We start from the raw sequence: 22,179 nt of genomic DNA on the forward strand, positions 1-22,179 counted from the left end.
TAGCGCGAAGACGATTTTCAGCGTAGGCACCTACTGGCGAGTTATTTTACGGTGAAAATACTTTCGGGCCGCGAAATCTTCACCTGGCGGCCCCGATGCCCGCAGCTCGACCCGGATCGCGGGGAGCCTGCTCAGACATCGTACGGCGGGCGCGGAATCGGGTCCACCATCGCGTCGAACCCCTTGGGCAACTGCGCCACCAGATCCTGGAACTCGCCCACGGTGACCGTCTCACGAAGCGTCGCCAGCACCGCCCGGACGCCCACCTCGGCGACCGCCGGATCCACCGCCGCCCGGTCGGCCACCCGGAAGAGGAAGTCCACCATGGCGCCGGTCGCCCCCGCCGGCTCGGGCGTCGTCAGGTAGCCGCCGACGTCGTCCGGGAGCTGGGCCGCCAGATCGGCCGACTCGTCGGCGGTGGTCCGCTCGGCGAGGGTCTGCAACACCGCCCGGGAGATGGTGGCGGCCTGGTCGCCGGGAAGCTCCGCGCGACGCGCCACCGCCTCGACGAACATGGGAAACCGCATGCCGCCCCTCCCCTCGTCGCCCGACCGCCGACCCGCCGCCGCCCGCCGACCCCGGCGAGTACCCGCGCCCACCCCCACCAAACGGCCACCCCGACGGCGTGACGCCACGGCCGCTCAGCCCTCGACGAGCGCGTCGAGCACCAGCGCGGCGGTCCAGCTGAACGCCGGTGAGCCGAGGCCGACGCCGGTGTCCGGGTGGAAGTACTCGTGGCAGCCGGCGCCGTCGACCAGGTCGAGCAGGGACTCGCGCAGCCCGGCCGCCAGGTCGGCCCGGCGGTGGGTCCGCAGCCCCTGCCAGAGCAGCCAGCAGGTGTTCACCCAGCTCGGCCCGCGCCAGTATCGCAACGGATCGAAATCCGGCGCGGTGCGGTCGTGCGTGGGCAGCGGCCGGTCCATCCGGGCGGCCAGGCCGAACCGGGGCGAGCACGCCTCGGCCAGCACGGCCCGCACCTGCGGCTCCGGCAGGTCGGGCAGGGCCAGCGGCATCAGCCCGAGCACGGTACGGGCCGGCACGAGCCGGTCGGTGCGGACGTCGCGGGGGCGGAACGTGCCGGCGACCGGGTCCCACAGGCGGGTCACAAGCGCCTCGGTGATCCGGGCGGCCCGGTCCCGGTGCGGGCACGGGTCCGCGCCGACCACAGTCGCGATCCGGGCCAGCGCGTACTCGGCGACGCCGAGGGCGGCGTTGACAAGCGGGCACTCCACCAGGAACGGATGCCGGCCGAGCAGCCGGTCGTCGCGGTAACGGCCGGCGCGGTAGCTGTCCACCAGGGCGACGTAGCGCGCGTAGTCCAGGTCGGTGGGCCGGTGCGCGGCGTCGGCGTACGCGGTGTCGTGCCGGCGGTACGCGCGCATCACCGACTCGTCGGCCGGCACCCCGGCCAGCGGGGCGTCCCAGGCGGGGCTGTTGTCCAGGCCGGACTCCCACGGGTGCACGATCGCGGCAAGCCCGCCCCCGCCGACGTCCCGCCGCCCGGTCAGGTAGCGCTGCTGGGCGACCAGCCGGGGATAGAGCCGGCGCAGCGCCGCCACCGACGCCTCGGAGGGCGCGCGGCGGTGCACCAGCCAGGCCGCCGGGGCGTGCACCGGCGGTTGGACGATGCCGGAGGTGGCCACCGTCGGAGCGCCGTCGGCACCCGACGAGGCCCAGAACTCGGGCCCGGGGAAGTACGCGCCGACGCGCAACGCCGGGTTGAACACGATGTGCGGCACCCGCCCGTCGGCCCACTGCGCGGCGAACAGTGTCCGCAGCTCGCGCCAGGCCCGATCCGGGCGTACGTGGGCCAGCCCGACCGCGATGAACGCCGAGTCCCAGCTCCACTGGTGCGGATAGAGGGTGCGGGACGGGACCGTGTGGTCGTGTTCCCAGTTGGCGTCCAGTGTGGCGAGCGCGAGCCGGCGCAGCCGGGCGTCGCGTTCCGCGCCGGCCCGGACCCCGGCGGCCAGGCTGCCGGTCACGCGGCGGCCCGCCACACCCGGCGGGCGCCCAGCCCGGTGGCGTGCGCCAGCCGCGCGGGCACGGTGTCGACGGCCACCACCCGGGTGCCGGAGAGCACCGCGAGCCGGGTGCCGAGCAGCCCGATCACGCCCTGGCCGAAGACGCCCACCCAGTCGCCGAGGTGGAGGTCGCCGGCGAGCACCACGGTGAGCGCGATGGCGCCGGGGCGCGCGAAGACGGCGGCGAGCGGATCGAGGCCGGGGGCGAGCGGGTGCGCCGCCGGTGCGGGGAGCACGGCTTCCCCGCGGTGCCCCCAGACGAGCTGGCCGACCCGGCGATCGACGACGTCGGGTGCGACCTCGACGATCTCGCCGACCTCCTCGTACCCGAAACCGACCACCGGGTGCGCGGGCCCGGCCTGCCGGGGCACGAACATCCGGGCGACGGCGTCCCAGTCCTTGCGCAGGCGGGGGTTGCTGCCCCGGTAGAGGGTCAGCTCGGTGCCGGCGGAGATGCCGGAGTAGCGGGTGCGGACGCGGACCTGGCCCGGACCGAGCCGGTCCGGAGGGCCGGGCTCCAGGCGGACGCGCCGGGGCCCGGCCAGGGAGACAACCCAGTTGCCCATGGCGTCGCTCCGAAGATAGTGCCGGACTCGATTCTAACCATAAAAAATGGGCATATGTAATTACATCGAGGAACCGACGGGTACTGAGCGCACGCGGAGAAGGGGTGAGCAAGGAAGGGGCCCCGCTTAACGCATCCGGTAGAGGCGGGGCCCCCGCTTAACATGGGGCCATGGCCAAGCCGACCCGCTGGGTGACCGACACGAAACCCGGCCACTCGCAGTGGTACGTCGACAGGTTCCGCCGCCTCGCCGCCGAGGGGGCGGACCTGGCCGGCGAGGCCCGGCTGCTGGACGCGCTCGTGCCGCCCGGCGCGCGGATCCTGGACGCCGGCTGCGGCACCGGCCGGGTCGCCGCCGCGCTGGCCGCCCGGGGGCACACCGTGGTCGGGGTGGACGCCGACCCGACGCTTGTCGAGGCGGCCCACGCCGACCATCCCGGCCCCCACTTCCTGGTCGCCGACCTGGCCGAGCTGGACCTGCCCGCGCACGGCGAGGCCGAGCCGTTCGACGCCGCCGTGGTGGCCGGCAACGTGATGGCCTTCGTCGCCGCCGGCACCGAACGGGACGTGCTCACCCGGGTCGCCGCGCACGTCCGCCCGGACGGCCTGGTGGTGGTCGGCTTCGGCACCGACCGCGGCTATCCGGTCGCCGAGCTGGACGCCGACGCGGTGGCCGCCGGGCTGCGCCCGGAGCACCGCTTCGCCACCTGGGACCTGCGGCCGTGGCGCGACGACGCCGGGTTCGCGGTCACCGTGCTGCGCCGCCCCGCCTGAGTCGCGGCCCGGCTGAGTCGCGGACCGGCCTGAACCCCGGCCCGGCCTGCTCAGGCCGGGGCGGCGACCGTGCGGGCGGCCTCCGGATCGAGCGGGCTGCCCGCCGGCAGCAGGTCCACCAGGCCCGCCGGCAGCCGCACCGGACGCACCCCGGCGTAGCCGAGCATGCCCGGCACGTCGGCGCCCGCGAGCGCGTACCGCCGGCCCAGGTCGGTGACCACGCAGACCGTGCCGCCGGTGGCGCCCGGGGCCGCCGCCGCCTCCACGAGCGCGCCGCGCCCCGGCTCCACCACGACCTGGTCGGCCAGCCCACCCCGACCCCCCGAGGTACGCGCGGCGGCAGCCAGGTCCGGCGCGGTCACCCCGAGCCGGATCTCGCGTACGCCCGCGTCGTCGCCGGCCCGCGCGCAGAGCGTGCCCCCCTCGGACGCGGCCAGTCGGGGCGGCACGGCCGGCGGCGCGGCCGGGCCGGCGGGCACCAGGTCGGGCAGCTTCGGCAGCGCGGCGAACCGGCCCAGCGTGATCGGCTCCGGCTCACCCTGCCCGGTGCGCGCCAGCAGCAGCGCGGCCTGCAACTCGGTGATCCCGGCCAGCCCGTCGCGGGCGGCCACCGCGTACTGCCGGCCGCCACCGGAGTTGCGCACCAGGTAGACGTCGCCCACGGTGGCGCCGGTGACCCGCCCGGAGGGGGCGCCGAGGTCACCGACCGGCGGCGGGGCCAGGTCGGCGCCGGCCGGGATCGTGTTGAGCAGCGCCGCCGCGACCGGCACGGCCCGTTCCCGGGTGGCCGCGAGCGCGGCGAGCACCCGGTCGGTGTCGCGCAGCAGGTAGCGCCGGTCGTGCCAGAGCAGGTGCAGGCCGCCGTCCGGGTGGCGGACCAGCAGGCCCTGGTCGCCGAGCGCCCGGCCACCGGCCGCGGCCCGCCCGATCAGCAGCGCCGAGCGCGCCTGGTCCCGGCCCGTCTCCGCGGTCACCGACGAGCAGAGCGTCCAGCCGTCGCGGACCAGCCGGTTCGGCGCGGGCAGCGAATCCGGGGCGTCGGCGATGCCGAGCGGCAGGCCACGCGGCACCCCGTCGATGGCCCGGCGGGCGACCAGCACGGTCTTCGGCCGGTCCGCGCCGATGATCAGCAGCGCCGAGGCGTAGTTGAGCACCGGGTGCAGCTTCTCCTCCCGGTAGACGAACCGGGCGCCGGACTCCTTCTCCACGATCACCGCGCCGGTGTCCCGCCAGGAGCTGCCGCCGCCGGTGAACAGGCCGTACAGCGCCACCGCGCCGAGGGCGATCACCGCGACCAGCACGCTTGCCAGGCCCGCGCCGGCCAGCCGGCGAAACGGCGACTGCGCGGGATCGGTCTCCCGCATGACGAGCGCGGCCACCGCCCGCTGGACAGTGAACTGGTACGAGTGGAGCTGGTCCTGCCGCGACGCCATCGGGGTCCCTCCGCCAGGATCGTCGGCGCACAGGATAAGCACTCCGTCGATCCCCCGGCCACCCTGCGTGTCCCCGCCGACTCTCGTCCCCACGCCCGCCGACCCGCCCCACCTCGTCGATCATGAGGTTGGCGGCCGACATAACGGACAGGGCCGCCGCCAACTTCATGATCAGCCCTGCGGAGATCGCATGACAGTCGCCGGACTCGGGCTGGCCGTTCTTGCCACGGCCGGTACGGTCACCTGGGCGGTGTGGGGCCGCCAGAGGAGGTAACACTGTGGACAGTCATGCCTGGAACGAGCGGTACGCCAACGCATCCGGACTGGTGTGGAGCGCCGAGCCGAACCGTTTCGTAGTCGAGTCGGTCGCCGGCCTGACTCCCGGCTCAGCACTGGACATGGCCGCGGGCGAGGGGCGCAACGCGGTGTGGCTCGCCGGTCAGGGGTGGCGGGTCAACGCGGTGGACTTCTCGACCGTGGCCGTCGAACGGGGGCGTGAGCTGGCCGCCGCGCGCGGCGTCGCGGTCGACTGGCGGATCGCCGACGTGACCGCGTACCGGCCGGTGCCGGGCAGCTACGACCTGGTGCTGATCAGCTATTTGCACCTGCCCGCCGCCGACCTCGCCGGCGTGCTCGCCGCGGCGCGCTCGGCGCTGCGTCCCGGTGGCACGCTCGTGGTGGTCGGCCACGACCTGGCGAACCTCGACGGCGGCACCGGCGGTCCGCAGGATCCGAGTGTGCTGCTCACTCCGGAGGCGGTTGTCGACGGGCTGGCGGGGCTGCGCATCCGGCGGGCGGAGACGGCCCGCCGACCGGTGCCGACCACGGACGGCGGCACGGTCGACGCGCTGGACACCGTGGTGGTGGCCCACCGCCCCGCCGACTGAGCCACCGGAGGTGGTCGTTCCCGCCGGCCAGCCCGGCCCCGGCCGGTAGCATCCGGGGACGGAATCGGCGGAGGGGACACCGGGTGGGCGTGCGTTTCGAGGAACTGGCCTGGCGGGAGACGCCGATCGGTGAGATCAGCCTGCGCCGGCGACGCGACCCGGCGCTGGACGCCGACGTGTACGAGGTGAAGCTCGGCGACGAATACCTCATGTCCAGCGCCTTCCCGGTGGCGGAGATCGAGCTGGCCCGGCTCGGGCTGGCCCCGCTCACCGGGGAGTCGCTTGACGTGGTGGTCGGCGGGCTCGGCCTCGGCTACACCGCGCGCACCGCGCTCGAGGATTCCCGGGTGCGCTCACTGCTTGTGGTCGAGGCGATCGAGGACGTGATCGACTGGCACCGGCAGGACCTGCTGCCGTTCGCCGCCGGCCTGGCGGCGGACCCGCGTACCCGCTTCGTCCGGGCGGACTTCTTCGCCGCGGTCGCCGACGGCGGCTTCGACCCGGACGAGCCCGGGCGGCGGTTCCACGCGGTGCTGCTCGACGTGGACCATTCCCCCCGCCACGTGCTGCACCCCGGTCACGCCCCGTTCTACACGGTCGACGGGCTGCGTCGGCTGGCCGCGCTGCTGCACCCGGACGGGGTGTTCGCGCTCTGGTCGAACGACCCGCCGGACCCGGCGTTCCAGCGCACGCTGACCGAGGTGTTCCCGACCTCGGTGGCGCACGTCGTCCGGTTTCCCAACCCGTTGCAGGGGCGGGAGGCGGCGAACACCGTCTACGTGGCGCGACGTTGACCGTCGGCGGCGGGCATGGTCGCCGCAGCAGTGGGAAAGCGCGCGGCCGACCGTAGGAGACGGGAGGCACCACATGCGCGCGTTGCTCTGGGTGGTCGGCGTGGTCGCCGGCGTGCTCATCCTGCTCGGGCTGCTGCTGGAGGCGGTCCGCTGGCTCGTGATCATCGGCGTGATCGCGCTGGCCGCGGTCATCATCTTCGCGATCCTGAAGACCCGGCGGGTGGTGCACCAGCACTCGACGCCCCGCCGCTGATGTGGTCGAGTATCCGCCCCGCCAAGGGCTGACGTTCTGCTGAGCGCGAAGTGGCCGCGCGCCACCGGGCTCGGACGGCCACACTCGACGCATGAGGGCACCCGGACCCGACGCGGCACGTTCCCGGCTCGCGAGCCTCTACCAGGCGTTCAACGCGCGCGACATGCCGACGCTGCTGGCGGCGATGACGCCTGACGTCTCCTGGCCCAACGGCTGGGAGGGAGGCGTGCTTCACGGACGGGCCGAGGTGAGCGCCTACTGGCGCCGGCAGTGGGCCGAGATCGAGCCGTCGGTCACGCCGACCGCGTTCACGGTGGAACCCGACGGCCGCGTCGCGGTGTCGGTGCGTCAGGTGGTGCGGGACAAGGCCGGGGCCGAGCTGGCGAACCACACGGTCACGCACGTCTACCGTCTCGTCGACGGCTTGGTGGCCGAGATGGAGATCCGCCCACAATCCTGAGTCCACAGCCCATGCCGCTCCTCCGGACCGACCGGACGTCAGGTGTAGACGCCGTCGCCGTACTCTTCGTCCGAGACGGTGAAATCCTCGGGCCTCGTCCGCCGAAGGTGTGCGTAGCGCCTGTAGAAGAGGTCGATGGCCTGCTTGAGGCCGCACGCCTCCGCGGCCCGGATCGCCTGCATGGCCGGGATGATCCGACGATGCACGATGTGATCGTCGATCGAGTCCCAGGCGTCCACACCGCCATCCTGCCCGACCGAGACCGCGGCGGAAAACGGATTGTCCGGCGTCGGCCATTGGCGCGGACGGCGCGGGCCGCCTCGATCCGGTTACACGGCGAGGTGGGCTTCGACCGTTCGCGGCAACCCGAACGGGTCGAACACCGACGGGTCGGCGAACGTCACACAGCGCCGGATCGGCCCGGCCCGCACGGTGAATACCTGGATCGAGTGCGCCAGGCGGTAGTGCGTCCGGCCGGCGAGCCAGAGCGGCACCGGCGGCATCTCCAACACCACGTCGTCGGCCAGCAACCGGGTCAGGCCGGGCACGTCGGCCGCCTCGAAGGCCGTCAGATGGCGCTCGACCACCGCCTGCTCGTCCGGGTCGGCGGGCTCACGCCACTCGTCGAGCACCGGCCCGGCCGCGCGCAGGCTCGCCCGGGCGCGTTGCAGGCTGCTGTGCACCGAGGCGACGCTGCTGCCCAGGGCCTGCGCCACCTCGGCGGCGGGCAGCTGGAGCACCTCGCGCAGCAGCAGCACGGCCCGTCGCCGGCACACCGGCACCTTTCGCTTCTCGCGGCCGGTGTCGGTGCCGGCGCCTACGCTGTGGCGATGGTGGACCGCCGGCAGGTGATGGGCTTCCGCGTCCGGGCCCAGCAGCTCGACCGCGCCAAGGGCGCGTTGGACGACACCGCCGCGCTCGACCTCGGGGTGCAGGACACCGGCCCGGACGGCGGCCGGTGGGCGCTGGCCCTGCGCGGCGTCGACGTGCCCGCGCCGACCGGCGACGATCTGGTCGTGCTGTGGACCGTGCGCGGCGCTCCGCACCTCTACCGCCGTGCCGACGTCGACCGGGTGGCGGCCTCGGTGCAGCCGTTCTCGGACGCCGACGCGGGCAAGCGCATCTACGACGCGGCCAAGCCGTTGAAGGCGGCCGGCATCGGGATCCTCGACGCGCTCGACGAGGTGGCCGCCGGCATGCGGGCGATCGTCACCGAGCCGACGGTCAAGGGCGACGTCTCGGGCCGCCTCGCCGAGGTGCTGCCCGAGCCCTATCTGCGGTTCTGCCGGCCGTGCGGCGTCACCCACATCTACGAGATGCCGTTCCGGCTGGCCGCCGTCCGCGCCGGGTTGGAGCTGACGCCGGGCACCTCGCCGCCGGTCCTGCGCCGCATCCCGCGGTTCCGCCGGGCGGCGGCCCCGGGCGACCGGTTCGACCTGATCCGCGCCTACCTCCGGCTGCTCGGCCCGGCCACGCCGAAGCACGTGGCCGACTACCTCGACGCGCCGGTCAAGGACGTGAAGGCCCGCTGGCCGCAGGACGTGGTGGAGGTGACGGTCGACGGCGAGACACGGTGGCTGCTGGCGGCCGACGAGGCGGCGCTGGCGCCGGCCGGGAGCGCCGGGACGCGCCTGCTCGGCCCGTTCGACCTGTTCCTCCAGGCGAAGGACCGGGCGACGCTGGTGCCGGACGCGGCCCGGGCGAAGGAGTTGTGGCCGGTGCTCGGCCGCCCCGGAGCCGTCCTGGTCGACGGCGACCTGGTCGGCGCCTGGCGTCCCCGCAAGTCCGGCACCCGCCTGACGGTCACCGTCCAGCCGTGGCAGAAGCTCCCCGACAGCCGCCGCCGCGCCGTCGTCGAGCAGGCCGAACGCCTCGCCGCGCACCGCTCGGCCACCCTCGCGGGCGTCGAGTTCGCCGACTCCCGCTGATCATGAAGTTGACTGCCGGGAGAGCGCTCCCCCAGGCAGTCAACTTCATGATCATAAAAGCCTTTCGCGCGGCTCAGGCGAAGCACTCTATCGTCGCGGGGATCAGGCCGTGGGCGCGAGCGACGTCGGTGAGCCGGTGGAGCAGCGGGCGCAACGCCTCCCGGTCGAGCGGCTCGGCCGTTACGTCCAGGCACCACGCCGCCCCGCCGCCGACGCCACGCAGGTCCCAGCGCAACGCCGTCCCGTCGAGGTGCAGCCGACCGGTGCCGACCACACCAGGGGCGGTGCTGCCGTCGAGGCGCAGGGCCGCCCGCAGACCGGTCAGCCGCTCGGCGTCGAGGTCACCGGCGAACAGCACCCGGTGCACGGCCGGGCCGAAGCCGAGCCGCAGCGGCGCGGTGGCCACCAACGGCACGTCGTCCCGGAAGCGGTCGCGGAGCGCGTCATCGTCCGGCAGCACGCCACCGCCCAGCCGGCGGTATGTCTCCTCCGCCTCGGCGCGGGTGACCGCCCGCACCCGGGCGCGCACGCCCGGATCCGCGCGGATCGCCCGCGCGAAGGCCGCCGCACTCCACCAGCCGCCGTCCGCAGGCGTCCAACCGGCGGTACGCAGGCGCGTGGCGGAGAGATCGTCGGCCAGCTCGAACTCCTCCACCAGCACGCCGACCGGCGCGGCCGGGCCCAGCAGGTAATAGTCGAGCGTGGACGGGGCGACGACCGAAGCCTGAATCACCTCGGCACGGTATCGCGCTCACCGGTGGGCGACGACGAACCCGCCCGCGACACCCGGGGCCGGATGGTGCGTCACCGCCGGGCCGCCGCCGGGGTCAACCGGGACCAGGACGGGCGCCACACCGGCCCGGGCAGCGGCGGCAGGCCCGCGAGGTGGTCGACGAGCGGCCCGAGCGCCGGGTGCGGGGCGGTCGCGGCAAGCATGAGCGAGATCGGGTACGCCAGCGTCGGGTTCACGATCGGGATACGGCGCAGGTCGTGGCCGGCCGGCCAGAGGTGGCGGTCCCGCGCGCCGACGAAGGTGGCCAGGTCGGCGGCGTCGGCCAGCGCGTCGAGGAGCACCTCGACGCCGAAGTTCGGGCCGGTCGCGTCGATGCGCAGGTCGAAGGCGGTGGCCACCTCGTCGTAGAACTCGGACCATTCGCTGCGCGGGACGATGCCCGGCACCCAGATCCGGAGCTTGCGCAGGTCGGGCGGGCTGAGGGTGCGGGCGGCGGCGAGCGGGTGCCGGGGGCCGACGAGGAGTTGCAGCGGGTTGTCGAACACGTGGACCATCCGCACGCCGGGCGGCAGCGTCGCCGGGTCGGTGACGGTACGGAAGGCGGCGTCGAGGTCACCGGCCCGGACGGCGGCGGCGACCAGGTGCGGGTCGTCCACCCGGAACGTCACCACGTCGAGGTCGACGCCGGGTCGCGACCGCCAGTAGTCGTGCAGGATGACGGCCTGCGCGCTGCGCAGGCCGAGCACGTCGATCCGCGGCGCCCGGGCGCCCGGCCGGACCGCGGCGACGGCCCGGTCGGCGGTCGTGACGACGTCCCGGGCGTGCGGCAGGAACGCCTGGCCGTCGAGCGTCAGCTCGACCCCTCGGGCGGTACGGGTGAACAGGCGGACCGCCAGTTCCCGCTCCAGGGCGGCGACCCGCTTCGAGACCGCCTGCTGGGTGACACCCAGCTCGTCGGCGGCGTGTCGCAACTGTCCCAGCTCGGCCGCCCGGACGAACGATCGCACTGCCTCGGTGTCCACCGGCCCACCCTAGGGCCGCACAACCGATGGTTGTGGCTCGCCGGTCGGCGGTTGTTTGCTCCCGCGCCGCCCCGGCCGATCTGATGCGCGGGTGCGCGAGAAACTAGGCCCCGACTTCGGCCGGCTGTGGACGGCGTACGCGGTCAGCACCTATGGCACGTGGCTCGCCTTCGGGGCGTTTCCGCTGATCGCGGTGCAGGTGCTGCATTCGTCGGCGTTCGCGGTGTCGCTGCTGGAGGCGGCCGGGCTCGCCGTCGCGGCGCTCGTCGCGGTCCCGCTCGGGCCGTGGGTCGAGCACCGGCGCAAGCGCCCGGTGATGATCGCCATGGACGTGGTCCGGTTCGCCGCCATGGTGAGCGTGCCGGCCGCGTACGGCCTGGGTTTCCTCTCCTACGGTCACCTGCTTGTCGTCGCGGTGGTAGCCGGGACGGCGGGCATCGCCTTCACGGCGGCGTCCGGCGCGTACCTGAAGCATCTGGTCCGCGGCGACCACCTGCTGGTGGCGAACGGACGGTTCGAGGGCACGAGCTGGGTGGCGATCGCGGCCGGTCCGCCGCTCGGCGGCGCGCTTGTCGGGCTGCTCGGCCCGGTCGTCACCGTGACCGCCGACGCGGTGAGCTACCTGCTGTCCGCGCTTGCGGTCCGCCGCATCCGCGGCGACGACGTCGCGGCGTCGCCGGCCGGCGGGTCGCGCGGCGCCGAGCTGGCCGCCGGCTGGCGGTTCATCAGGTACGACCGGGTGCTGCGGCGCCTGTTCCTCAACTCGGCGCTTGTCGGCGGCCTGATCACGGCCACCGTGCCGCTGCTGGCCGTGCTGCTGCTCGGCGAGTACGGCTTCCCGGCCTGGCAGTACGGCCTCGCCTTCGGCGTGCCGGCGCTCGGCGGCTTCGTGGGCGCCCGCCTCTGCCCCCGACTGGTGCGGCGCTACGGGCTGCACCGGGTGTTGACCGGTTCCGGTTGGCTGCGCTCGGTCTTCCCGCTCGGTCTCGCGTTTGTCGGGCCGGGCGTCGCCGGGCTGCTCACCGTGATCGTCGTGGAGGCCCTGCTGATCACGTGCATGGGTGTGTTCAACCCGATCCACGCCGCCGAACGGCTGCGCCGCACTCCCCCGGACGTGGTCGCCCGGGTGCTGAGCGCGTGGAGTGTCGGCAGCCGGCTCACGCAGGCCGCGCTGACGCTTGTGTGGGGTGCCCTCGCCACGGTCACCGGCCCGCTGGCCGCGATCGTCGTCTCCGGCGTGTGCCTGCTCGCCACCCCGTTCCTGCTGCCCGGCGCGGCGCTCATGCGGTCGCACCCGCCGGCGGTCGGTGTCCGGGCGGCCACGCCGTCCGAACGGATCGGGGCGTGAGGCGACGGTCGCCCGTTCCCTCAGTGGCGGTCCGGGGCGAAACGCTTCGGGCTGACGCCCAGGATCCGGGTGAAGTGGCGGTTCAGGTGCGGCTGGTCGTAGAAGCCACTGTTGGCGGCGACCGACCGGAGCGGCTCGCCGGCGAGGATGAGCCGGCGGGCCAGGTCGACGCGCCGGGAGATCAGGTACTGATGGGGGGACATGCCGAACTCGCGGCCGAAGGAGCGCACCAGGTGCGCCGGGTGGAAGTGCAGGGTGGCCGCCGCCTCCCGCAGCGACATCCCGGCCACGACGTTGGCCTCCAGCAGCTCGCGCAGGCGACGCGCGGGCGTCCGGTCGGGCCGGGCCGGGATTTCCGGGTGGCCGAGGTGGACCCGCAGCCGCTCGGTGACGGCCGCCAGCCGGCTCTCCGCCTCCAACTCCTCCCCGGGCCGGCGGATCGCGTGGTGCAACCGGGAGACGGCACGACGCAGCGGCGGATCGGCGAAGGCGGAGTTGTCGACCGAGGCGCCGACGAGCGCGTCCGGCAACTGGTCTGGGGCGAGGTAGAGGACCCGCTTGCGGAAGCCGCGCGCGGTGGCCGGCGTGCCGTTGTGCGGCACGTGCGGCGGGAGCAGGGTGACCAGGTCGCCGGACGCGCCGCGCTCGTGCCGGTCCAGGTCGTACCGGACCCCGCCCTCGTCGACGATCAGCAGCGCCCAGGCGTCGTGCGCGTGCATCGGATAGGCGTGGCCGGTGAAGTGGGCGTGCAGCACCTCCACCACGCCGTCCAGGCGTGGCCGCCACGCCGAGATCGTCGCGCCCGCCGGGCCGGCCCTCACGTCAACAACGTACAAGACCGGCGCGCGATCCACGGCGCATGATCAGTTCATGCCGACCACGACCCAGCCCGTACGCTTCGACACGAAGATCGCCGTCCTGCTCCGGGACGACCTGCTCACCTGGCAGCGCCTGAACGTCACCGCGTTCCTGGTCAGCGGCATGGGCACGGCGATTCCCGAGGTGGTCGGCGAGCCGTACTCCGACGCCGACGGCGTGGCGTACCTGTCGATGTTCCGCCAGCCGGTGCTGGTCTTCGAGGGTGGCAAGGAACTGGTCCGGGCGGCGCACGGCCGGGCGCTCGGCCGCGGCCTGCCGGTCGCGGTGTTCACCTCGGACCTGTTCGCCACCGGCAACGACCGGGACAACCGGGCCGCCGTGCGGGCCGTCCCCACCGCGCAGCTCGACCTCGTCGGGATCGGCCTCCACGGGCCCCGCAACGCGGTCGACAAGGTGCTGAAGGGCGCCACCATGCACCGCTGACCGGCCCGCTCCGGTGGGTCTCAGCGGCGCGTCACCTGGGCTCCGGCGCGGATGGCGCGCGGGATCTCCGCCACCTCGTCGACGCGATCCAGCAGCCGGCCCAGTTCGTCGGCGGGCGCGGGTGAGTGCAGCGAGCCGGCGCCGACCACCACTTCGAACTCATCCACTGGCTCGCCCCGTTCGCTCGTACCACGTCGGCCCCGGTCATTGTGCCCTCGTCCGGGGCGGCCGGCCAGGTCCGCGACGCACGGGCGTCAACCGGCGGTCCGCGTCGCCGCGACGGCGGCGTGCGGCCGGCGGACGCCGTCGCCGGGCCGGTGCAGCCGTCCCACCTCGGTGAAGCCGGCCCGTGCCAGCCGCTCGGAGAACTCGTCGACCGGCCAGCGGTAGGCGGTGGTTACCTTGTGGTCAAACGCGGCGATCTCGTCGCCGACGAAGATGCCGAGCACCACCGTGCCGCCGGGCGTCAGGGCCCGCCGGAACTCGGCCAGCACCGCGTCGAGGTCGTCGGGCGGCAGGTGGATCACCGACCCCCAGGCCAGGATGCCGGCGACGGAGTGGTCGGCGACGGCGAGACGCGCCATCGAGCCGAGCACGTAGCGACCGCCGGGGTGGGTGGCCCGCGCGTGGGCGATGAACTCACCGACGATGTCGACGCCGATCGCGTCGACGCCCTGCGCGCGGAGGAAGTCGGTGAGGTGGCCGGGGCCGCAGCCCAGGTCGAGCACCGTGCCGGGCCGGCCGGCCAGGTGGCGTCGGATGAAGGCGCGGTCGTCGGCGTGGACCTGCTCGCTCGTGCCGAACAACGCGATGTACTGGTCCGCGACGGCGGCGTACGCCCGGCGGACCTGGTCGGTCGTCATGCCCCGACGATAGGGCCCGGTGGGATGGCCGGGATCTGGGCACACGTTACTGGTCGACTGGTTGTGAGGGGACGGCAAGCGGCGCCCTGTCGGGCTAGTCTTGCGCGGTGACCCTGCCCCCGAACGGCTTTACGACCATTCGCTGGCCGTGGCTGACGGCGCGCCGACTGCCACCGGCTCCCTGACGAGATGGGCAGGAACGGCACGCTGATCCTGCTGGCGGGCGCCGTCGTCGTCGGTCTCGCCAGTCTTGTCTTGGCCCTGCTCGACCCCTCCCGGGTCGGCTCCTGGGCGACCGCCCTCGGCATGGCCTGTGTGGCGGGCGCGCAGGTCGTTCGGCTGCGGGAGCTGAGAAAGCGCGGCCGATGAGACAGCGACCTCAGGGCCGCAGACTGAGCGCCACCGAGTGACCGCCGTGGATCAACACGAAAGTCGCCATGCCGGAAGCGTCGCACGCGGGTCCGACAACTCGTCGACGGACGGACGGTCTCGTGCGTCGTACCCTCCGGTTAGCCTGCCGCCATGCCGAACGCCGAGCTGGATGAGCTGATCGTCGCGGACGCCGGGGCGCTGCGGGAGTGGCTGTCCGCCCACCACGGCACCTCACCCGGCGTGTGGCTCGCCCTGACCAGGAAGGGCGGCACCGTGACGACGCTTACCTGGCAGCAGGCGGTCGACGAGGCACTGTGCTTCGGCTGGATCGACGGGCAGGCCCGCCGGCGGGACCAGGAAAGCTCCTGGATCCGGTTCACCCCGCGCCGGCCCCGCAGCGGGTGGTCGCAGCGAAACGTCGCGCACGTGGCGCGGCTGGAGGCGGCGGGTCTGATGCGGCCGGCGGGCCGCGCCGCGGTGGAGGCCGCGAAGGCGGACGGGCGTTGGGCCGCCGCGTACGCCCCGTCGTCGGAGGCCGAGGTGCCGGCCGACCTGCTCGCCGCGATCGCCGCCGATCCCGCCGCCCAGGCCATGTTCGACGTGCTCACCAGGACCAACCGGTTCGCTCTCGCCCACCGGCTCAACGCCGTGAAGCGGGCGGAGACCCGGGAGCGGAAGATCGGCGAGTTCGTCGCCATGCTGGCCCGCCACGAGACCCTCCACCCGCAGAAGGCCCGGCCCTCCGCCACGCCCTGACCGACGGTCAGTTCTGCATAGACGTCTGACGATTGTTGCGTCCGGCGTCCCCGACGCCTACGCTCCAAAACGGAATTCTGTGACCTCGGGCGAGAGATTGTGAACGGGCGGCGGAAGTTCCCGGTGGCACGGTGAGTGCGGCCGGTCGGGTGAGCTTTGCCGCTCGTAGGGCACGCATGACCTTGCCTCTGCTTGTCGCTGCCCCTTGCCAAGGACCCCGCCATGGTCGGAATCGCCAGGTAGCCCCCAGGATGACTGTCCAGCGACCATCTCCTTCGGCGGTAAGCGAAAGGAATGGTACGTGAGATCAGACGTCTCCACCGCTCGACGGTTGCTGCTCGCGGTTGCGCTTGTGGTCGCCTCCACGCTTCCGGGGGTGCTCGTGAATCAACTGCCGGCTTCGGCCGCCGTCCAGCAGACCTACTACGTCGCCCCGGACGGGAACGACGCCAACCCGGGCACGCTCCAGTCGCCGTTCAAGACGCTGCAACGTGCGCGGGACGCCGTTCGTACGGTGAATTCGAGCATGACCGGCGACATCCAGGTGTATCTGCGCGGCGGTAGTTATCCGGTGAGCAGCACGATCGAGTTCGGCGCGGCCGACTCCGGCACCAACGGTTACCGGGTCGTCTATTCCGCCTACCCGAACGAGACGCCGGTGCTCGAAGGTGGTGTGCAGGTGACCGGGTGGACCCAGCACAGCGGCAACATCTGGAAGGCGCCACTCGACCGCGCCAACAAGTTGCGCGCGCTCTACGTCAACGACAAGCGGGCGTACATGGCGTCCAAGACGATCGGCTCGGCGGGCTGCTACGGGACGTACACGGTCACGGCCGGGCAGGCCGCGTGGGCCTGGGAGTCGGGGTCGCAGTGCGACGGCGCCAAGTACGGCCTGAACGACTTCCCCGCGATCGCCCGCAACGCCGACGACATCGAGATCGAGACGGCGACGACCTGGACCACCGCCATCGTGGGGGTCCGGCAGGTGACCACGAGTTCCGACGGCGCGAACCGGGTGGCGCTGTTCCAGCAGCCGGGCGCCGCCATCGCCCAGGGCGCGTTCAACGGCAACGCCCAGACGGGCGGCTCCCACAAGGTGATGAACGCCTACGAGTTCCTGGACACGCCTGGTGAGTTCTACTTCGACAAGAGCAGCCGGACGGTCTACTACTACAAGAGCAGTTCCGAGAACATGGCGACCGCGTCGGTCTTCGCGCCGAACAACGTGACCACGCTGCTGCGGGTCGCCGGCACCTCGACGAGCAGCCACGCGCGCAACATCACGTTCTCCGGGCTCACCGTGCAGCACTCCGACTGGAACCTGTTCACCGTCGCCGGCTCGTCGTACAAGCAGGCGCAGCAGGGCAACCTCGGGGCGTTGGCGTACGCGAAGAAGAACTTCCACGACTACTACTACCGCAACGTGGACGTCACTCCCGGCATGATCCAGGTGGAGAGCGCCGACGGTGTCCGCCTGGAGCGCAACCGGATCCAGCACACCGGCGTCGACGGCGTCAACATGGTCAACGACGTGCAGAACAGCCAGTTGGTCGGGAACGTCACCAACGACGTCGCCGGCTCGGCGATCACCGTCGGTCACCCCCAGCACGTCTACATCGGCGACGGGACGTCGACCAACCGGGAGAAGTGGTCCCCGCAGGTCGAGGGGCTGCCGAAGAACATCGAGATCCGCAACAACTACCTCTACGACAGCGCGGTGCTGTTCAACGGGCACAGCCCCATCTCGGCGTACTTCGTCGACACCCTGACGGTGCAGCACAACCGCATCGAGAAGTCGCCGTGGTCGGGCATCACGCTCGGGTGGGGCTGGTGGAACTTCGACGGTTCGTCAGGCTCGATCGCGCCGAACCGGCCCACCACCACGGCGCGGAACAACACCATCAGCTACAACCACATCATCGACACGGTGCAGCGGCTCAGTGACACGGCACCCATCTACACGCTCGGCAGCCAGCCGGGGACCACGATCACCAACAACTATCTCCAGGGCGTGCCGTCCGGTCACAAGTACGGCCTGCATCCGGACGAGGGATCGGCGTACATCACGTTCCGCGACAACGTCCTGAGCGTCGACAAGAACATCACCTGGCTCATCAACTCCGACGACTTCGGGCGCAAGCACGACCTGAGCCTCACGCAGATCTACGGCCCGATCAACAAGGTCTCGAACAAGAACCTGCCCAACAGCACGGTCAACGACATCCTCGTCTCCTCCGACTACGTATGGCCGGCCCCGGCGTACGCCATCGCCGTCAACTCCGGCCTGGAGGACGCGTTCCGGGACATCGTCCCGGCGGCCAACTTCTCCCTGCCGAACCACGTCCTGCCGGCCAGCACCTTCGTCACCAGCGGAACGTCCGCCATCCCGATCCGGAGCACCGGCGACGCGACCAGGACGGTCTGGTTGGCGCCCACCGGCACCACCACCTTCACCGCCGGGCCGACGATGACCAGGGCCGGGGGCACGGCCACGTCCATCGCCGTGCCGACGACGCAGGGCGAGTACCGACTGTTCGTCCTCGACGCGCAGGGCGGCCGGTCCGCCGAGTCGAGTTCGATCGTCCGGCAGCAGGGCACCGGCAGCGGCCAGCAGGGTGGCCGGCTCGTGGGTGGCCAGTCCGGTCGCTGCGTCGAGGTGCCCAACTCCTCCACCACCAACGGCACCCAGGCGCAGTTGTGGGACTGCGCCGGCGGCACCAACCAGCAGTGGACCTACGGCGCCAACAAGGCTCTGACCGTCTACGGCAACAAGTGCCTGGACGCGAACGGCGCGGGCACGACGAACGGCACCACGGTCATCATCTGGGACTGCCACGGCGGCACCAACCAGCAGTGGAGCCTCAACGCCAACGGCACCGTCACCAATGGCGCGTCCGGGCTCTGCCTCGACGCCAACGGCGCCGCCACCGCCAACGGCACGAAGATCATCCTCTGGTCGTGCAACGGCGGCGCGAACCAACAGTGGAGCCTCCGCAACTGACCGGACACACCCGGGGCCGGGTCACGCGACCCGGCCCCGGCGCGGCTCGGCCTAGACTGTGGTCGTGCCGGCGACGATCGAGGTCGTGTCCATCATCGACGCCGCCCCGGGCGTGGTGTTCGACCTGGAACGCGACGTGGACGTCCACGCCGCGTCCCTGAGCGGCAGCGACGAGACGGCCACCACAAGCACCGGCCGGCGGCGACTCGAACTCGGCGACGAGGTCACCTTCCGCGCCCGCCACTTCGGCCTGCGGTGGCGCATGACCAGCCGCGTCACCGCCTACGAACGCCCGTCACGCTTCGTCGACGAGCAGGTACGGGGCCCGTTCCGAACGCTGCGTCACGAGCATCTCTTCCACGCCCTCGACGGCGGGCGAACGCGGATGACCGACCGCATGACCGTCAGCGCTCCCCTGGGCCCGCTGGGGGCGGCGACCCTGCTGCTCGTCGTGCCCTACCTCAGACGGTTGCTGCGGCAGCGGGCCGCCCACATCCGGATCGCCGCGGTCAGCCCACCACGCTCCTCAAAGTGACTTGCACAGGCGCCAGGCTGGGGCATTGACTGCTCACCATGCCTGTCCCCGCACCTGTCTTCGTCGCCGGCACGGGTCGTTCGGGGACGTCTCGGATCGCCGACATCATCGGCGAACACCCGCTGATCCACCGGATTCCGATGGAGACCCGGTTCATCGTCGACCCGGGTGGCCTACGGGACCTGGCCGACGCGCTCACCCGTCGGTACGACCCCATCGTCGGTGAGGACGCCCTGCACCGGCTCAGCGACCTTCTCACCGTACGAGTGCCAGGCCGGCGCGACGACCGCGGCAGGACCGTCCCCGAACTGGTCGGCGAGCGTCGCTACCGGGACGCGGTGCACCGGCTCTGGCCGCGGTTGGTCGCATGCGCGTACGACGAACCCGCGCCCGCGGAAGGCTTCGGCGACGCCGACCGGCCCGCCGGACCGTTCGCGCCGCCCAGCCGGCGGCGGATACTCCCCCGGCATTTCCGCGACCGGGGCGAACTGCTCGGCATCCTGCGTGGCCTGGTCGACACCATGTTCGGCGGGGCAGCCGCCAACGCGGGCAAGCCGACCTGGTGCGAGAAGACACCGTTCAACCTGCTGTGCATGGAGTTCCTCTGGGAGCTGGTGCCGGAGGCGACGATCGTGCACGTCAAACGGCACCCGCTCGCCGTGCTCGCGTCCCACCTGGACCAGCCGTGGGCGCCACCCACCGTCGACGGCGCGCTCGCCTACCTCACGGCGGTCTACCACCGGTGGCTCACCTGGAAGAACACGGTCGACCTGACCGGCAGGCGGTACGTCGAGGTGAAGGCGGAAGATCTCGCCGCGGACTGGCCCGGTCAGCGCCGCGCGCTGTTCGCACAGCTCGGAGTGGACGACGCCGTCACCGTCGCCACGTTCCAGTCGCACAAGCTTGCGCACCGCGACAACCAGTTCGACGACGAGACCCGCGAATACGTCACGGCGTCGCTCGGCACGGTCATCACAGCCATGGGGTACGAGTGACGGGCGTCAGGAGACCGACGGCGGCCAGCGGTGGGTGCGCCACTCGTGCCACGTCGCGAATCCGGCCGGCGGGTCACCGATCGGTTCGCTGCCGTCGAGTTCGCCGGGCGTGGGGATCTCGATGGTGGCGGCCCACCCGGCGAGTTCCTGGTCGGACATGGGCCACGTCGTGTGCGGCGCTTCGGCTTGGCGCTTGTCGAGTCGCCTGCGCTGCTCGGCCGGGTCGAGCGCGAAGTAGCGCATCTCCACCGTCGCGCCGAGGTCCGCTGCGGCCTGCCGCAGGGCGGAGCGCTCGTCCCGACTCCAGAGGCCGAAGTCGATGACCACGTTGGTGCCGAGTTCGAGGGCGCGCAGCCCGATCTGGATGAGCCGCCCTTCGATCACATCCGAAGCCGACGGCGGGTTGTCGTGCCCGTAGAGGGCCTTCACCCATTCGTCCTTCGTGAGGCGGAGCGCCTCCCGCTCGATCTCGATACGCCGAGCGGCGGTGGTCTTTCCGGTGCAGGGGAGCCCCACGGTCAGAAAGAGTGTTGGTCGCCTCATCGTCCCCCGTTTCCCACGACACCCCGTTCGACAGCGTCAGGATAGGGTTCACGGGGCCGGCACGCGGGGCAAGGAGTGGTCATGACCGACTGGAACGACAAGATCATCGAGGAGTTCCGCGCCAACGGCGGCCAGGTGGGCGGCCAGTTCGCCGGCGCACCGCTGCTGCTGTTGCACACCGTCGGCGCTAAGAGCGGCCAGCCTCGCGTGCACCCGATGATGTACCAGAAGCTCGACGACGGCTACGCCGTGTTCGCGTCCAAGGCCGGCGCGCCCACCAATCCCGACTGGTATCACAACGTGCGCGCCCATCCGCGGGTCCGGGCGGAGGTCGGCACGGACACGGTCGAGCTGGTCGCCCGGGTCGCCGACGGGGACGAGCGGGAACGGATCTGGAGCGCGCAGAAGGCCGCGTACCCGGGCTTCGCCGACTACGAGCGGAAGACCACCCGCGAGATCCCGGTGGTCGTGCTGGAACCCGCGCCTTGACTTGAAGCTCACGTGAGGTCGGATCATCGGCGCATGTCGGTGACGGACGAGGCGCGGCGGGCACTGGATCGGCAGCAGACGGTGGAGATCACCACCATCGGGCGACGGAGCGGCAAGCCGAAGCGAACGGAGATCTGGCGCTACCGGGCCGCCGGCCGCTACTGGCTGACCGGCAGCTCGGGCTCGCGTGACTGGTACGCCAACCTGCTCGCGCATCCCGCGTTCACGCTGCACCTGACCGGTCTGGACCTTCCGGTACGCGGGCGCGCGGTGACCGACCCGGACGAACGGGCCCGCGTGTTCGGGGAGATCGTCCCGACGCTGGACTGGGCCGGCAGCCTGGAGGGTTGGATCGCCGGAAGTCCGCTCGTGGAGATCGAGCTGACCTGATCGCCCGTCAGCGGGTCCGGATCTCCCAGGCCGGCCGCGCGGGCTCGTCGTTGTGCACGATGACATCGGCGTGCTCGGTCGGACGGGCGGTGGCGACGTAGAGCTGTTGGGCGGGGAGGTACCGCTCCCGCCAACGCCGCTCGACCTCGGCCCGGGCGGACACCTGGCGCTCCCGGATCACGGCACGCTCCACGATGGTGTCGAGCGCGGTCGACACGAGGACGCGCAGGTCCCACCGGTCGATCAGGTCCGGGCGCAGAAGGAAGACACCGTCGAAGAGCAGCACCGCGTCGACCGGTGCGGTCCGGATCGGCGGGGACAGCACGGTGTCCGCGATGTGGTCGTACACCGCCTGCTGGAAGCGTCGGTCTCCCCCGGGCCCGAGTGGATCGAGCAGGACCCGGTTCAGCGCGCCGTGGTCGTGGGCGTCGTGGTAGCAGCCCTCGGCCGAGTACTCGCCGCGCGGATAGCGCCTCGCCCGGGGGACGAGGAAGTCGTCGACCGTCGCGCGGATGACGTCGCGGCCCTGCTCGCGCAGGACGACGGCCAGTTCGTCGGCGAGGGTGGTCTTGCCGGCGGCGGGCGGTCCGTCGACGGCCACCCGCGTCGGATGCCCCACGGCGACGGATCCGACCGCCTCGGCCAGGCAGCGGAGCAGATCATCGCGAATGCCGTGCTCCATGTTCCGCCCTCCGCGACGACCGCCTCTGCT

28 protein-coding genes are annotated in these 22,179 nt (G+C 72.6%); 15 read left to right on the forward strand and 13 right to left on the reverse strand.

Going from position 1 to position 22,179, the window contains the following annotated elements; translation table 11 throughout:
- Positions 1–131 precede the first annotated feature (131 nt).
- The 3 genes from SM450_RS26305 to SM450_RS26315 all read right to left on the reverse strand — a co-directional run bounded on the left by SM450_RS26305 (position 132) and on the right by SM450_RS26315 (position 2,590).
- The gene (locus tag SM450_RS26305; RefSeq protein WP_474622460.1) at positions 132–527 is read right to left on the reverse strand and encodes a DUF2267 domain-containing protein; all 396 of its coding nucleotides are present in this window, start codon (positions 525–527) and stop codon (positions 132–134) included.
- Between the two features lie 114 nt (positions 528–641).
- On the reverse strand, positions 642–1,985 hold the full coding sequence (locus SM450_RS26310) for an MGH1-like glycoside hydrolase domain-containing protein (RefSeq protein ID WP_474622461.1): 1,344 nt from the start codon (positions 1,983–1,985) through the stop codon (positions 642–644).
- On the reverse strand, positions 1,982–2,590 hold the full coding sequence (locus tag SM450_RS26315; RefSeq protein WP_474622462.1) for a hypothetical protein: 609 nt from the start codon (positions 2,588–2,590) through the stop codon (positions 1,982–1,984). The genes SM450_RS26310 and SM450_RS26315 overlap by 4 nt, the downstream gene beginning before the upstream one ends.
- Before the next feature lie 170 nt (positions 2,591–2,760).
- Between SM450_RS26315 and SM450_RS26320 the strand changes: the two genes are divergently transcribed.
- Positions 2,761–3,363, forward strand: coding sequence for a class I SAM-dependent methyltransferase (locus SM450_RS26320; protein WP_474622463.1), 603 nt, complete (start codon positions 2,761–2,763; stop codon positions 3,361–3,363).
- Between the two features lie 50 nt (positions 3,364–3,413).
- Here the strand turns inward: SM450_RS26320 and eccB are convergent, their stop codons facing one another.
- Positions 3,414–4,796: a type VII secretion protein EccB gene (eccB, locus tag SM450_RS26325; protein ID WP_474622464.1), complete on the reverse strand. Its 1,383-nt coding sequence runs from the start codon at positions 4,794–4,796 to the stop codon at positions 3,414–3,416.
- A 278-nt stretch (positions 4,797–5,074) separates the two neighbouring features.
- On the opposite strand from eccB, the gene SM450_RS26330 reads away from it, so the two are divergent.
- From SM450_RS26330 to SM450_RS26345, 4 genes are all read left to right on the forward strand, one after another.
- Entirely contained in the window at positions 5,075–5,683 is a 609-nt protein-coding gene (locus tag SM450_RS26330) for a class I SAM-dependent methyltransferase (RefSeq protein ID WP_474622465.1), read from the forward strand.
- 83 nt (positions 5,684–5,766) lie between these two features.
- Positions 5,767–6,477 carry a polyamine aminopropyltransferase gene (locus tag SM450_RS26335; protein WP_474622466.1) on the forward strand — a complete coding sequence of 237 codons (711 nt, stop codon included), beginning with the start codon at positions 5,767–5,769 and terminating at the stop codon, positions 6,475–6,477.
- Positions 6,478–6,550: 73 nt separating this feature from the next.
- Positions 6,551–6,730, forward strand: coding sequence for a hypothetical protein (locus tag SM450_RS26340; RefSeq protein WP_474622467.1), 180 nt, complete (start codon positions 6,551–6,553; stop codon positions 6,728–6,730).
- Between the two features lie 91 nt (positions 6,731–6,821).
- On the forward strand, positions 6,822–7,190 hold the full coding sequence (locus SM450_RS26345) for a nuclear transport factor 2 family protein (protein WP_474622468.1): 369 nt from the start codon (positions 6,822–6,824) through the stop codon (positions 7,188–7,190).
- A 38-nt stretch (positions 7,191–7,228) separates the two neighbouring features.
- On the opposite strand, the gene SM450_RS26350 is transcribed toward SM450_RS26345, so the two are convergent.
- Both SM450_RS26350 and SM450_RS26355 read right to left on the reverse strand, forming a co-directional pair.
- Complete coding sequence (locus tag SM450_RS26350) at positions 7,229–7,429, reverse strand: hypothetical protein (RefSeq protein WP_474622469.1); 201 nt, start codon at positions 7,427–7,429, stop codon at positions 7,229–7,231.
- 90 nt (positions 7,430–7,519) lie between these two features.
- Positions 7,520–7,966, reverse strand: coding sequence for a sigma factor-like helix-turn-helix DNA-binding protein (locus tag SM450_RS26355; RefSeq protein ID WP_474622470.1), 447 nt, complete (start codon positions 7,964–7,966; stop codon positions 7,520–7,522).
- Between the two features lie 54 nt (positions 7,967–8,020).
- Here SM450_RS26355 and SM450_RS26360 point away from each other — a divergent pair, with 54 nt between their 5' ends.
- Positions 8,021–9,118, forward strand: a complete 1,098-nt coding sequence (locus tag SM450_RS26360) for a winged helix DNA-binding domain-containing protein (protein WP_474622471.1) — start codon at positions 8,021–8,023, stop codon at positions 9,116–9,118.
- Between the two features lie 73 nt (positions 9,119–9,191).
- Here the strand turns inward: SM450_RS26360 and SM450_RS26365 are convergent, their stop codons facing one another.
- Positions 9,192–9,851 carry a hypothetical protein gene (locus SM450_RS26365; RefSeq protein WP_474622472.1) on the reverse strand — a complete coding sequence of 220 codons (660 nt, stop codon included), beginning with the start codon at positions 9,849–9,851 and terminating at the stop codon, positions 9,192–9,194.
- Positions 9,852–9,922: 71 nt separating this feature from the next.
- Entirely contained in the window at positions 9,923–10,873 is a 951-nt protein-coding gene (locus SM450_RS26370) for a LysR family transcriptional regulator (protein ID WP_474622473.1), read from the reverse strand.
- 91 nt (positions 10,874–10,964) lie between these two features.
- On the opposite strand from SM450_RS26370, the gene SM450_RS26375 reads away from it, so the two are divergent.
- The gene (locus tag SM450_RS26375; protein ID WP_474622474.1) at positions 10,965–12,221 is read left to right on the forward strand and encodes an MFS transporter; all 1,257 of its coding nucleotides are present in this window, start codon (positions 10,965–10,967) and stop codon (positions 12,219–12,221) included.
- A gap of 20 nt (positions 12,222–12,241) precedes the next feature.
- Here SM450_RS26375 and SM450_RS26380 read toward each other — a convergent pair whose 3' ends face one another.
- Positions 12,242–13,042 (reverse strand): helix-turn-helix transcriptional regulator, encoded by an 801-nt coding sequence (locus SM450_RS26380; protein WP_474622475.1) that lies wholly within the window; start codon positions 13,040–13,042, stop codon positions 12,242–12,244.
- Positions 13,043–13,091: 49 nt separating this feature from the next.
- Here SM450_RS26380 and SM450_RS26385 point away from each other — a divergent pair, with 49 nt between their 5' ends.
- Positions 13,092–13,523 (forward strand): DUF2000 family protein, encoded by a 432-nt coding sequence (locus SM450_RS26385; RefSeq protein ID WP_474622476.1) that lies wholly within the window; start codon positions 13,092–13,094, stop codon positions 13,521–13,523.
- A 20-nt stretch (positions 13,524–13,543) separates the two neighbouring features.
- Here SM450_RS26385 and SM450_RS26390 read toward each other — a convergent pair whose 3' ends face one another.
- Together SM450_RS26390 and SM450_RS26395 are read right to left on the reverse strand one after the other, a co-directional pair.
- Complete coding sequence (locus tag SM450_RS26390) at positions 13,544–13,690, reverse strand: hypothetical protein (RefSeq protein ID WP_474622477.1); 147 nt, start codon at positions 13,688–13,690, stop codon at positions 13,544–13,546.
- A gap of 87 nt (positions 13,691–13,777) precedes the next feature.
- A complete protein-coding gene (locus SM450_RS26395) occupies positions 13,778–14,386 on the reverse strand; it encodes a class I SAM-dependent DNA methyltransferase (RefSeq protein WP_474622478.1) in 609 nt (202 codons plus the stop codon).
- 189 nt (positions 14,387–14,575) lie between these two features.
- On the opposite strand from SM450_RS26395, the gene SM450_RS26400 reads away from it, so the two are divergent.
- The 5 genes from SM450_RS26400 to SM450_RS26420 all read left to right on the forward strand — a co-directional run bounded on the left by SM450_RS26400 (position 14,576) and on the right by SM450_RS26420 (position 20,045).
- Positions 14,576–14,755, forward strand: a complete 180-nt coding sequence (locus tag SM450_RS26400) for a hypothetical protein (protein ID WP_474622479.1) — start codon at positions 14,576–14,578, stop codon at positions 14,753–14,755.
- Positions 14,756–14,908: 153 nt separating this feature from the next.
- The gene (locus tag SM450_RS26405; protein ID WP_474622480.1) at positions 14,909–15,514 is read left to right on the forward strand and encodes a YdeI/OmpD-associated family protein; all 606 of its coding nucleotides are present in this window, start codon (positions 14,909–14,911) and stop codon (positions 15,512–15,514) included.
- A 301-nt stretch (positions 15,515–15,815) separates the two neighbouring features.
- Positions 15,816–18,515 carry an RICIN domain-containing protein gene (locus SM450_RS26410; RefSeq protein WP_474622481.1) on the forward strand — a complete coding sequence of 900 codons (2,700 nt, stop codon included), beginning with the start codon at positions 15,816–15,818 and terminating at the stop codon, positions 18,513–18,515.
- Positions 18,516–18,579: 64 nt separating this feature from the next.
- Entirely contained in the window at positions 18,580–19,050 is a 471-nt protein-coding gene (locus SM450_RS26415) for an SRPBCC family protein (RefSeq protein WP_474622482.1), read from the forward strand.
- A 38-nt stretch (positions 19,051–19,088) separates the two neighbouring features.
- Positions 19,089–20,045, forward strand: coding sequence for a sulfotransferase family protein (locus SM450_RS26420; RefSeq protein ID WP_474622483.1), 957 nt, complete (start codon positions 19,089–19,091; stop codon positions 20,043–20,045).
- Positions 20,046–20,051: 6 nt separating this feature from the next.
- On the opposite strand, the gene SM450_RS26425 is transcribed toward SM450_RS26420, so the two are convergent.
- On the reverse strand, positions 20,052–20,561 hold the full coding sequence (locus SM450_RS26425; RefSeq protein ID WP_474622484.1) for a P-loop nucleotide/nucleoside kinase family protein: 510 nt from the start codon (positions 20,559–20,561) through the stop codon (positions 20,052–20,054).
- A 108-nt stretch (positions 20,562–20,669) separates the two neighbouring features.
- Here SM450_RS26425 and SM450_RS26430 point away from each other — a divergent pair, with 108 nt between their 5' ends.
- A complete protein-coding gene (locus tag SM450_RS26430; RefSeq protein WP_474622485.1) occupies positions 20,670–21,077 on the forward strand; it encodes a nitroreductase family deazaflavin-dependent oxidoreductase in 408 nt (135 codons plus the stop codon).
- 33 nt (positions 21,078–21,110) lie between these two features.
- Complete coding sequence (locus tag SM450_RS26435; protein WP_474622486.1) at positions 21,111–21,467, forward strand: nitroreductase/quinone reductase family protein; 357 nt, start codon at positions 21,111–21,113, stop codon at positions 21,465–21,467.
- A 7-nt stretch (positions 21,468–21,474) separates the two neighbouring features.
- Here SM450_RS26435 and SM450_RS26440 read toward each other — a convergent pair whose 3' ends face one another.
- Positions 21,475–22,149: a cytidylate kinase family protein gene (locus SM450_RS26440; RefSeq protein ID WP_474622487.1), complete on the reverse strand. Its 675-nt coding sequence runs from the start codon at positions 22,147–22,149 to the stop codon at positions 21,475–21,477.
- Between the last annotated feature and the right edge of the window lie 30 nt (positions 22,150–22,179).

It is taken from the genome of Micromonospora marincola (assembly GCF_056150385.1).